General features: G+C 48.6%; 10 protein-coding genes and 1 riboswitch. Of the genes, 4 read left to right on the forward strand and 6 right to left on the reverse strand.

Features of this window, described 5'->3' with window-relative positions:
• Positions 1-5: 5 nt before the first annotated feature.
• A complete protein-coding gene (pflB, locus tag BLR50_RS00555; protein WP_205408639.1) occupies positions 6-2,237 on the reverse strand; it encodes a formate C-acetyltransferase in 2,232 nt (743 codons plus the stop codon).
• Positions 2,238-2,329: 92 nt separating this feature from the next.
• Positions 2,330-2,412: riboswitch (ZMP/ZTP riboswitch) on the reverse strand.
• Positions 2,413-2,449: 37 nt separating this feature from the next.
• Positions 2,450-3,337 (reverse strand): patatin-like phospholipase family protein, encoded by an 888-nt coding sequence (locus tag BLR50_RS00560; RefSeq protein ID WP_092637414.1) that lies wholly within the window; start codon positions 3,335-3,337, stop codon positions 2,450-2,452.
• A gap of 226 nt (positions 3,338-3,563) precedes the next feature.
• Between BLR50_RS00560 and BLR50_RS00565 the strand changes: the two genes are divergently transcribed.
• From BLR50_RS00565 to BLR50_RS00575, 3 genes are all read left to right on the forward strand, one after another.
• Positions 3,564-4,718 carry a CdaR family transcriptional regulator gene (locus tag BLR50_RS00565; protein WP_092637416.1) on the forward strand — a complete coding sequence of 385 codons (1,155 nt, stop codon included), beginning with the start codon at positions 3,564-3,566 and terminating at the stop codon, positions 4,716-4,718.
• A gap of 164 nt (positions 4,719-4,882) precedes the next feature.
• Positions 4,883-6,280, forward strand: coding sequence for a GntP family permease (locus BLR50_RS00570; RefSeq protein ID WP_092637418.1), 1,398 nt, complete (start codon positions 4,883-4,885; stop codon positions 6,278-6,280).
• Positions 6,281-6,342: 62 nt separating this feature from the next.
• Positions 6,343-7,479 (forward strand): glycerate kinase family protein, encoded by a 1,137-nt coding sequence (locus BLR50_RS00575; protein ID WP_092637420.1) that lies wholly within the window; start codon positions 6,343-6,345, stop codon positions 7,477-7,479.
• A gap of 375 nt (positions 7,480-7,854) precedes the next feature.
• On the opposite strand, the gene BLR50_RS00580 is transcribed toward BLR50_RS00575, so the two are convergent.
• The 3 genes from BLR50_RS00580 to BLR50_RS00590 all read right to left on the reverse strand — a co-directional run bounded on the left by BLR50_RS00580 (position 7,855) and on the right by BLR50_RS00590 (position 10,532).
• Positions 7,855-9,012 (reverse strand): MBL fold metallo-hydrolase, encoded by a 1,158-nt coding sequence (locus tag BLR50_RS00580; RefSeq protein ID WP_092637422.1) that lies wholly within the window; start codon positions 9,010-9,012, stop codon positions 7,855-7,857.
• A 138-nt stretch (positions 9,013-9,150) separates the two neighbouring features.
• Positions 9,151-9,741 (reverse strand): hypothetical protein, encoded by a 591-nt coding sequence (locus BLR50_RS00585; RefSeq protein ID WP_092637424.1) that lies wholly within the window; start codon positions 9,739-9,741, stop codon positions 9,151-9,153.
• 2 nt (positions 9,742-9,743) lie between these two features.
• Positions 9,744-10,532: a hypothetical protein gene (locus BLR50_RS00590; RefSeq protein ID WP_205408640.1), complete on the reverse strand. Its 789-nt coding sequence runs from the start codon at positions 10,530-10,532 to the stop codon at positions 9,744-9,746.
• A gap of 325 nt (positions 10,533-10,857) precedes the next feature.
• Between BLR50_RS00590 and BLR50_RS00595 the strand changes: the two genes are divergently transcribed.
• Positions 10,858-12,111 (forward strand): sn-glycerol-1-phosphate dehydrogenase, encoded by a 1,254-nt coding sequence (locus BLR50_RS00595; RefSeq protein ID WP_092637426.1) that lies wholly within the window; start codon positions 10,858-10,860, stop codon positions 12,109-12,111.
• A gap of 143 nt (positions 12,112-12,254) precedes the next feature.
• Here the strand turns inward: BLR50_RS00595 and BLR50_RS00600 are convergent.
• Positions 12,255-12,511, reverse strand: a 257-nt coding sequence (locus tag BLR50_RS00600; protein WP_143008007.1) for an integrase core domain-containing protein, incomplete at its 5' end; no start/stop codon positions are given.

The following is a 12,511-nucleotide window of genomic DNA, read 5'->3' on the forward strand; positions in this document are numbered from 1 at the left end:
GATTGTTAAAGTGATTCATGGAAGGTGCGGCTGATCACCTCGCGCTGCTGTTCTCGGCTGAGCTTGTGGAAGTTTACCGCATACCCCGAAACGCGGATGGTCAGGTTGGGGTAGCGCTCGGGGTGCTCGTAGGCCTCCATCAGCTTGGATTTATCCAGCACGTTGACATTGATGTGATGCGCGTTCTGTGCAAAGTAGCCCCCCAGCACGGCGGTAAGGTTGGCTACCTGCTCCTCCCGGCTGTGGCCCAAGGTGGCAGGGGTAACCGAGAAGGTGCAGGAGATCCCGTCGCGGCAGCTCTCGTAGGGGAGCTTCGCAACCGAGTTTAAGGATGCCAGTGCGCCGTTTTTATCGCGGTTGTGCATGGGGTTGGCACCCGGCGCAAACGGTTCGCCCTTTTTGCGCCCGTCGGGGGTAGCACCTGTTTTTTTACCATATACTACGTTGGAGGTGATGGTAAGCACCGAAAGGGTGTGTATGGCGCCGCGGTAGGCGGGCGTCTTTGTAAGCTCCTGATGAAAGCCTTTTACAAACTCCACCGCGATGCTGTCAACACGGTTATCGTCGTTGCCGTACTGCGGGTAGTCACCCTCGGTGGTAAAGCCGGTGATCAGCCCGCGCTCATCCTTAACAGGGGTTACCTTGGCATATTTAATAGCACTGAGCGAATCGGCAAGCACCGAAAGCCCCGCCACACCAAAGGCCATGAAGCGTTCCACCTCGGTATCATGCAGGGCCATTTGAAGCTTTTCGTAGGCATATTTATCATGCATATAGTGTATCACATTCATGGTGCTTACATATAGTTTGCACAGCCAAGCCTTATAAACCTCCAGCCGTTTAAGCACCGCATCGTAGTTAAGCGGCTGTGCTTCCACCACCGGCAGCTCGGGGCCAACCTGAAGGCCGGTATTCTCGTCGCGCCCGCCGTTTAATGAGAGCAGCAGCAGCTTAGCCGCGTTGCAGCGCGCACCGAAGAACTGCATCTGCTTGCCGATCTTCATTGCCGAAACACAGCAGGCGATGCCGTAATCGTCACCGTAAATCGGGCGCATGAGGTCGTCGTTTTCGTATTGAATCGAGTCGGTATCAATCGACACCTTGGCACAGTAGCGTTTAAACGGTTCAGGCAGGCTGTTAGACCATAACACGGTGAGATTGGGTTCGGGAGCCGCGCCAAGGTTGTAAAGGGTATGCAGCATGCGGTAGCTGCTTTTGGTAACCAGTGGCCTGCCGTCCTCCCCCATACCGCCGAGGCTCTCGGTAATCCACATCGGGTCTCCGCCGAACAATTCGTTGTATTCTGGGGTTCTTAAGTGGCGCGCCATGCGCAGCTTCATCACGAATTCGTCAAACAGTTCCTGCGCGCCCTGCTCCGTGAGGGTGCCGCTGCGGATATCCCGCTCCATGTAAATATCAAAGAAGGTGCTTACCCGCCCAAGGCTCATCGCGGCGCCGTTCTGCTCCTTGATGGCGGCCAGGTAGGCAAAATATGTCCACTGAACCGCCTCGCGCGCGGTAGCGGCAGGCTTAGAGATATCATAACCATAAAGCTGCGCCATCTCCTTAAGCATGCCAAGGAAGTTTAACTGTTGAAACAGTTCTTCCGAAAGCTTGATGTTCTTATCATCGTACAGGCTTTCACCCACGCGCGCCTTATCCTTCTGCTTCTGCGCAATCAGGGCATCCACCCCGTAGAGCGCCACACGACGGTAGTCGCCGATAATCCGCCCGCGCCCGTAGGCATCGGGAAGACCGGTGATAATGCCGCATTTCTTTGTGCGCTTCATCTCGTCGGTATATACACGGTATACGCCGTCGTTATGGGTGGTGCGGTATAAAAACTCATCCTCAATCTTATCCGAAAGCTTGTAGCCGTAAGCCTCACACGCGGCTCGCGCCATGCGGATGCCGCCGAACGGGTTTACCCCGCGCTTTAAGGGGCGGTTGGTTTGCAGGCCTACAATCAATTCCTCATTTTTGTCCAGATACCCCGCCGGGTAACTGGTAAGGGATGAAACGGTGGTAGTGTCGATATCCAGCACACCTCCGTATTCCTGCTCCAGCTTTAAAAGGGAGCGCAACCGCTCCATCAGGCGGTTTGTTCGCCCGGTTGAGGGCTGCAGAAAATCCTCCGAGCCATAGTACGGGGTGTAGTTTGCCTGAATAAAGCCGCGTACGTCAATCTCGTTGTGCCACTGTCCTGCCGCAAAGCCGTTCCATGCATCAAAATACATGCACATCTCCTGCCTTTCTACATACAATGTTCCTACCGCTTTAGAGCTGTACCCCTTTAAAGTAAAATAAAAAGGGCAGCCCTAACTTGCGTTAGAATTGCCCAGACGGTCGGCTGTTAGCTTCTCCCGCTCCTTTGTGGTTTCCCACTTTCAACCGTCAGTAACGGGAGAATTATTCTTTGATTCTATTATAGGATAAGCTGCACGCAAAGTCAACGGGCTTGGACGGCACCACTTAAACTAACGTTTTCACAGTCCTTCACCAGCGCAGTCACCCTTTCAAACGCCGCGCGGGCATCCTCGTAGCCGCAGCGATACAGCTCCTCCAGCTGCTCCGGGCTGCGGGCAAAATTGCCTACCTTTGCGGGCTGCTGTGGCCGGATGATAACCGCCTTGCCCTTAGCTTCCAACTGCTCGGCGTAGCGCACACTCTCATTGTAGCGCAGATAGCGGGTTTCGTAAGCCTTTACAAATTCCGGATAAGCCTTGTAGTAGCGGGCGCAGAGGGGGGAAAGCCTGCTTTTTTTCTTAACATACCCCTTGTGTCTCGTGAGGACAAACACCTGAACATCATTACCGCTTAAAACCGAGAACTCGCCCGGAATGGATTCTGCCACCCCGCCATCAAGATACTCTTTACCGTCAATCTCCACCACCTTGGCAAACATCGGCAGCGAACTGGAGGCGCGCACATAGTCGCTGTCGGTACGCATATCAGCTACCCTGCGGTATTCAGCCTCTCCCGTTTCAAGGCTGGTGATGACGGCGTAGTTCTCACATCCGGCATTCTTATAAGCATCATAGTCAAAGGGAAGCAAGCCGTCGGGGATATCGTGAAACAGAAAATCCATGCGGAAGATCTCACCATTTTGGGCGAGGCCCAGCGGGTTAATATACCGCTTATCCTTGCAGAAGCGGTGGTTGATTTCAAAGCTCCGCCCCCTCTGGTGCGAAACATATGAAACCGAGTTGCACGCCCCCGCCGATACCCCTACAATAAAGCGGAAGAACAGCCCCTGCTCGTCAAAATAATCCAGCACACCGGCGGTATATACGCCGCGCATGCCTCCTCCTTCCAGTATCAAGCCCGCTTTAGCCATTGCGTATACTTCCTTCTTTCCCAATTATGTCTTCTCTTATAATAGTTTATCGTCATAGCCGATGCAAGCCTATGTTAACAAGTAAAACAACAGTTTCGTTTGGATATTGCGGAGTAATTTGCAGTCAAACGGGCAGAATGGTAAAATATTATGGGTGATATATTTAGATATTGTATAGTGTCGGCCTCTATAAACTGGAATGATAGGTTGAACAGGAGAAAGCAACATGTATATATCTAAAAGGAACGCATCGTATATCGTACAGGAAATCAGTAAAATCATCGGTGAGAAGATTAATATGATGAATGCCGATGGGATAATTATCGCTAGCAGCGACCCGGATCGTATCGGCAGCCTGCATGCCGCAGCAAAGGAACTGGTTGAACAAAAGCTGCAGGAGGTAATCGTCAACAGCGACAGCCAGTATGAAGGGGCACGCCCGGGCCTTAACCTGGCGGTAAATTTTCAAGAGGAGATTGTTGGCGTTATCGGCATTACCGGGCCTTATCAGGAGGTAGCGAAGTACGGACAAATTATTAAGAAGCTCACCGAGATACTTATCCTTGACCAGTACTATAAGGAGCAGCGCGATCTTGATAAGCGCATTAAGGAGCGTTTCTTGGATGAGTGGATATTGGGTGCCCCAAAGAATATCACTCCCCAGTTTGTAAAACGGGGCACCTCTATGCAGATTGATATCATGGTACCCAGAAGAGTAATGGCAATAACCTTTATGTTGACGCAGAAGATGGATGCCGCAAACGAGCAAAGGGTACTCGATGCCGCGGAAAAAGCAACGAAGAGCATACTGCAACAGGATAAAAACAATCTTCTTTTCAGAAGCGGAACGGACTTAATCTGCGTAGTAACCGATTGCCCCGACAGCAGTATGGTAAAGCTTGCAGAGGATATCAAGCAGGAGGTTGAGGGCAAGCATCCGTTGAAGCTATGCGGTGGTATTGACGCGGGCTGCGAGGGCTACACCAATATTCATAACAGTGCCGTTAAGGCATTAAAGGCGATGAAAACCTCACTTCGCTCCCCTCAAAAAGGGGTTCGGTTGTATAGCAGCTTATCCATGGAAATATTCCAAAGCGAGCTGCCAAGTAACATTAAGCAAGAGTTTATAAACCGGATATTCAAAGACTGCAGCCCGGAAGAGGTTGAACAGTGGATTGGGCTACTAAACACCTTTTATGAGGAGGAGGGCTCGATTACCGACACGGCGCATAGGCTCTATATCCATAAGAATACGTTGCAGTATAAACTCAATAAGATTAAAGAAAGAACAGGATATGACCCTAGATCCATACGTTATTCCTCACTGTTTTATAATGCAATACATTTTTATCAGGATTTGCACGAGGCCAGAATGTATTAGCAAATTGCATAAAAATAATGCAAATGTCAAACGCTATACTGTACGCTATAACAACATTTATCATAGCTTTTTGTTTTCGATACCATAGACGTTACGCTGATAACAATTTAAAATAAAGGTACATTAACGACGTCGTACAAATATAAAAAAGTGAGGTTGTTGTTATGTCCGGTATAGCATTGATTATTGCGTTTATCGTCGCCGTAATCGTTATGATCCTAGCAATATCAAAGCTGAAGATTCACCCCTTCCTGTCAATTATGAGCGTATCGTTATTGCTGGGGCTGGCCGCAGGAATACCGCTTACCGACATCAAGGTAGATGGTGTTGTTAAAACACAAGGGTTGGCCACCGTAATAGGCGCCGGCTTCAGCGGAACCTTTACCAGCATCGGTATTGTTATTATCCTTGGTGCGTTAATCGGTACCATTCTTGAAAAAACCGGAGCCGCACTAAAGCTCGCCGATATGACGGTAAAGCTGGTTGGCAAAAAGCGGCCGGAGCTTGCAGTTTTAATTATGGGCTGGATTGTTTCCATCCCGGTTTTCTGCGACAGTGGCTTTGTAATACTAAACCCTATCCGCAAAGCAATGGTAAAAAAGACTATGACCTCTAGCGTAGCAATGACTCTGGCACTTGCAGGCGGTCTTTATGTTTCTCATGTACTAATACCGCCTACACCCGGCCCGATTGCGGCAGCTAACACGCTTGGCGCGGGCGACAACCTGCTGTTGGTTATCGGAATGGGCGTTCTCTGCTCAATCCTTCCCTTGGCAGCAGCCTATTTCTTTGCGAAGTTCATCGGCAAAAGGGTAAAGGTAAATGACGAAGCGGGAACGGATAACGGAGAGGTTGTTCAGTCCTACGACGAGCTTGTTAAAAGCTACGGCAAGCTTCCCAGCGGATTTATGTCTCTTGCCCCGATTCTGGTTCCGATTTTACTGATGGGCATCTCTTCTGTGGCGGCTATGGCCGGAATGAAGGGTTTGACCTCTCAGATACTTACCTTCCTCGGCACTCCGATCATCGCACTGGCCGTGGGTACAATCTTTGGTGTAATTACCCTCGCGTCCTCGAAGCGCATGAAGGACTTTTATGAGATTACCAACGACACCCTGAAGGTGGTAGGTCCCATCCTGTTTGTAACCGCTGCTGGCGGTGTGCTTGGTAAGGTAATTGCTGTTTCAGGGCTTGTAGCCTTTATTACCGACAACGCTGCGGTGTTCCAAGCAATCGGCATCTTCTTCCCGTTCCTGCTCGCGGCTATTTTAAAAACCGCTCAGGGCTCCTCCACGGTTGCAATCACCACCACAGCTGGCATTCTTGCTCCGATGCTGCCGGCATTAGGGCTTGGCACCCCCATTCTGCAGGTGCTTACCGTAATGGCAATCGGCGCAGGTTCAATGGTAGTATCCCACGCCAACGACAGCTATTTCTGGGTGGTTACGAATTTTGGCGCAATGACTCCTGAAAAGGGCTATAAAACACAAACGCTATTAACTTTAGTAATGGGATTGGCCGCAATCATTGAAATCTTCATACTTAGCTTAGTTTTAAAATAGATGTATGAACAGAAAATGGGGCGGTACATATACCGTCCCATTTTAAAGCAAGGAGGATTATTATGAGCAAATTTCTGCTGATACCGGATTCATTTAAAGGTACGATGAGTTCCGAAGAGATCTGCTCAGTCATGGAACAGGCGATTAAAAGTCACTGTCCCGACTCAGAAATCATATCCGTACCCGTTGCCGACGGCGGCGAAGGAAGCGTTGATGCCTTTTTAAAGGCTGTAGGCGGCGAGCGTATCGCTGTTCGGGTTAAGGGACCATACTTTAATGACATGGATGCCTTTTACGGTATCATCAACAACGGTAAAACCGCTATAATTGAAATGGCCGCCTGTGCAGGCCTGCCCTTGGTGGAAGGCAACCCCGACCCTAAGAAAACAACCACCTACGGCGTGGGGCAGCTGATAGAGGATGCCGCTAGGCGCGGCTGCGAAAAGATCATCATCGGGCTTGGCGGAAGCTGTACAAACGACGCCGGAACCGGTGCGGCGGCAGCCCTTGGCGTTACCTTTACAAACCAAAGCGGCAACCCCTTTATTCCGGCTGGCGGAACCTTGAAAGACATCGTACATATCGATACTTCCAACCTTTTACCCGCTTTAAAGAAGGTTGAGATGGTTGCAATGTGCGATATTGATAACCCCCTGTTCGGCGAGAACGGTGCGGCTTACGTATTCGGGCCACAGAAGGGTGCCGATGAAGCAGCCGTTAAGGAGCTGGATGAAGGGCTCCGCAATCTGGATAGGGTGCTGCAAAAGGATTTAAAGCTTTCGCTGGCCAATGAAAAAGGTGCCGGTGCCGCGGGAGGTATGGGCTGTGGCATGGTGGCTTTTTGCGGCGCATCACTCCGCATGGGAATTGAAACGGTACTGGATACGGTTTCTTTTGATAGTCTTGTACAGGGCGTTGATTATGTATTTACCGGTGAAGGAAAGCTCGATTCCCAGTCTCTGCGCGGCAAGGTGGTAATCGGTGTGGCACACAGGGCAAAGAAAAGCGGGGTTCCTGTTATTGCGGTGGTGGGGGATATCGGCGAGGGTGTTGAAAATGTTTATAGCGAAGGCGTAACTGCCGTTTTCAGCATTAACAACATGGCTATTCCGTTTCGTGAGGCAAAACTCCGCAGCAAATACGATCTGGCATTAACCATGGATAACCTGATGCGATTACTCTCGGCTTCAAGACATTAAATGTTTATTCTCCCATTCAACTTAAATATAATCAGAAGATACAGTTTATATTTCTTACCAAACGCCTCCGATGGAGGCGTTTGCAGTCTGCCGATGAACCCATTGTTGTATCGTACGAATAACAGAATCTTTTGCGTATAAGGGCAAAAACGAATTAGTAAATAGATATAATTAGGGAAGCATGAGCCTCTCCCCAACTTTCGTGTCACAAGTTTTATCGTCATTTGGGCTAAGCCATGATAGATTGCACCCTATGTATCTGTTAAGAGTCCACCATTTTTCAGCTATTCTGTATTTCAGGGTTAGGCACGCCACAACAGAAGTAATCTTGTCGAGGAGTTTAATGCTACTACCCTATACACAGAACATTGATATTCATATTAAATCCGTCTTGGAAAACCACGCCGGATTTTCCGTATGGATTGGAATAATCTCCTTCGGATTTGTCCATTCTATGACTCGCTTGATGGTGTCTGGGTCGGCGTGTCCGCTGGTATGCAGGTCTACTATCCTCAAGCCGAGCCTCTTGCACTCATCAAGAAACGCTTTCATTTCCGGCTGCATTTTATATCCGCCCCACATTGAATACACCAGCAAGCCTTTTTCGAAAGGCATCAGCTCTGCAAGTGATTTTATATACTTCAGCATGGAGCTTCGTACACACATGACAAAGCGCGTGGCTCCGATATGCTCCTTACTAATACGATTTTTATACTTGGTCAGCGTCTCATATCTGCGTCCGTTGGTGATGAAAGCATAGACATCGCTGAACGCCGGATTGGGGATGCTGCCGCCGATGGCAGAGGTGATCTCCGCCATATAGAGTTCCTCCAGAAAAACGCGTCCGCTAAGCTTTGCCGCCCGATACATCGTGACGATACGGTCGATATTGGTAGAGGACTGCATGACGAATATCGGGCCATCGGTGCTCCGGAACTCCTTTACCGCAGCCTCTTCCAGCTCCGATTCTGTGACTGGGTCATAGCTGTCTCGCGTAAGTGTAGTGCCCTCACAGATAAGCTTGTCTACCTTATGAGGAAGCTGGCTTAACAGCCATCCAAAAGGTTTTCTTCCGTTTGAGCGGAAATCTCCAGTGTATAGTATTCTTTCACCGCCCGATTCACAGAGGATCATATAGCTGTCGAAAGCTGAGTGGTCGCATAAAAATGCCGTGACAGTGATATCTCCGATCGTGATCGGATGATTGTGGTAAATGAAGCCGGCTGGGGAAATCGTTTCTGTGTTTTTGTAGTCATCTGCAGCCTTAACAATCTTATAGCTTGCCTTCCCGATATAGAGTGGGATTCTCTTGTCGATGTAATAGGCAAGACCTAGATGATCCCCGTGATAGTGTGAAATGAAAACCGCTTCAACGGTAGGCGAATCGAACAGACCCTCTATCTTCGGAAGTTCTCGATTCTTTTCATTGTCCAGTTCAAGGCCGACATCAAGGAGGATTCTTGTTGTTTCCGTAGATACCTCGATAATACTGCCGCCTATTTGGTTTTGACCTCGATAAATATGTACATTCATACTTTACCTTCTGCGGGCAGATACAAGCATTGCCTGATACATTCGGTCTATCACGCTAATGATAAGGTCAATATCGTCTCTCTGATCCGTGATTATTGGATCTACAAATTGAATCGGTACGATAACGGTTCGATCATCTTATTTTCTAAGCTCGCCGATTGTTATGTTCCCGAACGACCCCTTCATGTATGAAGAAAGGTTGTGCCCGACATTCAGGAGTTCATTTACTGCTTCCCCAGCATCAGATACATTACAATATGTTTGTGCATTAAGGAAAAAATCAATCACAACATCATTTCTTGCATACTTACTGGAATCGATTTCAGTCAGCCTCATAAATCGCCCAACACCACTGCCACTGTCGCTTTTGAGGATTTCATTAGTATAGAATCGATTAATATCCGTTGTCATACTCATACCAAAATCGTTTTCATGGCCTTTCGGCATCCTTGAAGTTCTAACGATCATATTTGAATGTTCGTCAATCCATTTGGTAAGGGCCGATGTGAGCCGTTCCTCAAATGACTGCGAATGTTTTTTCGTCGACACCAGTCTTACAACAGTAACCATTACGACAATGACCACTAATATTCCAGACACATCCTTGACAGCGCCAAGAACCGTTGCTGTACTGATTCCGTTTGCGATCATCTCGCCAATGGAAGCAATTACTGCAATGATGCCAAAAATACCGCCCCAAATTTTCTCTTTAATATCCAGCTTATCCATCCTCACTTCTCCTCTATATATAAACTGTTTCCTCTCTCAGTTATGTAATACGGCTTGCTGCCGAGCGCGGCCATGAGCTTCTTTAGTTGCGTCCGGTCTTTCTGCATTTCTGCCCACTGATTACCCCCCTTGAACACAAGGGGGCAAGCCAGAATTGACGAGCTCGCCGGTAATTCATAGTCACAGAGCAGCTTTGCCGTATCAACAGTTTTCAAATAGGTATAGGCTTCCAGTACACATCTGAGCATAGTCTCCATACTATCCGGCTTCTTCAATTCTAGCAGGCGCAGCGTATCACCATCATAAGCCAGCAGATCTATTTTACCTGCGGTGTCAGACCGCTTTGATTTTAGTGGTGTTTGGTAGTCAATAATCCGGCCGATAAAGTCATACTCCGTGCCATCCTTGCAATGGTTGAATAGCCGGATTGCAGTAATCTCCTCTACCCGATTCGATGAAGCGGAATACTCTCCGTCGTGGCTACTATTCCGATAAGATGCCTCTCTTGTGATCTGTGGTATGCTATGTAGAAAAGTGTCAAGGTTCTCCAGTACAAATTCCGCAACAATTTCGTTGTACGATTCCCCAGTGTCTGATGAGTTTCCGAGATAGTTGACCACATCGGCCTGATAAAATGTCTTTACAGACTTGAAATCGCAACTGCACTTTTCACGAATCTGCCGTCGCGTATATTCCATGAGCTTATCCCCTATCCATGTCTTATTATGAGAAAGCGCAGCAGAAAAACTGTGTGGAAATTCCACAGGTGCATTCATCACGCTTTCCAGCATTTGAACGCAGCATCATATTGACCTTTCAAAATGTAAGGTATCGACCTATTTTATTTTCAACATCCACAATAGAAGCCTCGTATCATCTCATTATTGTTGCGTTTTACTGTGGAGTGACTTAACTACCGCCATTTTGATTGTAATACTATATTTTACATAGGTCAATTACTATATCTGCCCCAAACTCATTGTTGAAATTACAAAATTTATTGCACTCTATCTTTTTCGGCAGCTGATGAAATAAATGGGGCTGTGAATGGAAATATACCCAACCATATGATATGATAATGACAGTAAAGCTGAAAACGTTAAGAAGGTGAAGGCAATGGTATTAACACAAAACGATTTTTGCATTCAGGGTTGCACGTGCGGTAAAAGCCATCTTACCACCATACAAAAAATAGTCATAGAATCGGGCTGCCTGACAGCTTTAGGCAAGCATTTGCGCGAGCTTGGGTATACCCAGAAGGTAACTGCGGTTTACGATACCAATACCTATACTGCCTCAGGCTTGACGCGCCCCGCGGTGGATAGCGAAATCATCCTGCCTGCCGAAAACCTGCACGCCGACGAGCGCGGTGTGGAGCTGTTAAGGGGTAAACTCAATCAGCCGCAGCTGCTGGTGGCCATCGGCAGCGGAACACTGCATGATATTGTTCGGTACTGCGCCTCGCAGCTGAACATACCCTTTGTTTCCGTACCTACCGCCGCAACGGTGGACGGCTTTGCCTCCAGTGTTGCCGCCATGACGCTCAATGGGTTTAAAAAGACGCTGATTGTTCAGGCGCCCGTGCTTGTGCTGGCTGATTTAGCGGTAATCTCCGCCGCTCCAAGGCATCTGGTTCCCGCAGGGGTTGGCGATATGCTCGGGAAGTTCATCTGCCTTGCCGATTGGGAGGTTGGGCATCTGCTGACAGGCGAGTATTACTGCAGCTATATCGCCTCACTTACCCGCAAGGCCGCTGAGCAGGTATTAATCGGTGCGGATAAGCTGGCAGCAAAGGATGTTGATGCATACGAGAACCTGATGTACGGTCTGATTCTATCCGGTATTGCCATGCAGCTTGCGGGGAACTCCCGTCCGGCCTCGGGTGCTGAGCACCATATCTCGCACCTGCTGGAGATGGGGGTGCTGCAGCACTGTGACGCCATGCACGGCGAGAAGGTTGGCGTTGCCACACTGCTGTGCTCGCAGATTTATCACAAGATTGCGCAGGTAGACGATATCAGTGGTAAGCTGGTGCCATACAAGCCGATTAGCGAGCCGTGGATTCAGGAGCATTTTGGCCGCCTGGCACCAGAGATTCTAAACGAGAATCATGCCGATTGTCTGCAAAAGATTTCACAAGAGCAGCTGCTGAAAAGCTGGGGTGGCGTTCAGGACATCCTGCGCGCAATACCCTCCCCGCAGCAGCTTTCAGATGTACTCGTCAAACTTGGCGGGAAGGCTAATTTTAAGGATATCGGTGTTGATTGCAGCCTTACACAACAACTGATAAGCCTATCCCCCTATGTAAGAAACCGTTTGACCGTAATGCGGATGTTGAGGATACTTAAGATTGAGCATCTGCTGGAATAATGTATTAAGCCTTCTGCTTAGTTTAAAGCGGAAGGCTTTTTATATCAAAGAGCGCCCCCGCATTGAACTGCATCCCGTCAAGAGGACAGCGAAAAAACATAAAATTTTCCCGACCAGTGGTGAACAAAACCACTGGTCGCTTTTTATGCAGCGAAGTAGAGATTAAATTTCTCTAACGGTGTCAGAACACCCAAGTTGCGTTGCACACGCCGGGTGTTGTAATAGCTGATGTAACTCTCAATCATCTGAATAAGTTTCTGCTTGCTGGTGAATCTCCGACCGTAATAGCGTTCGCGTTTCAAAATGCCCCAGAATCCTTCCATAGGACCGTTGTCGATGCAATGTGCCACACGGGACATGCTTTGCGTCATACCAGCTTTTTCGAGTTTGTTGTGAAATG

It is taken from the genome of Acetanaerobacterium elongatum, from assembly GCF_900103835.1.
Taxonomy (GTDB): Bacteria; Bacillota; Clostridia; order Oscillospirales; family Ruminococcaceae; genus Acetanaerobacterium; species Acetanaerobacterium elongatum.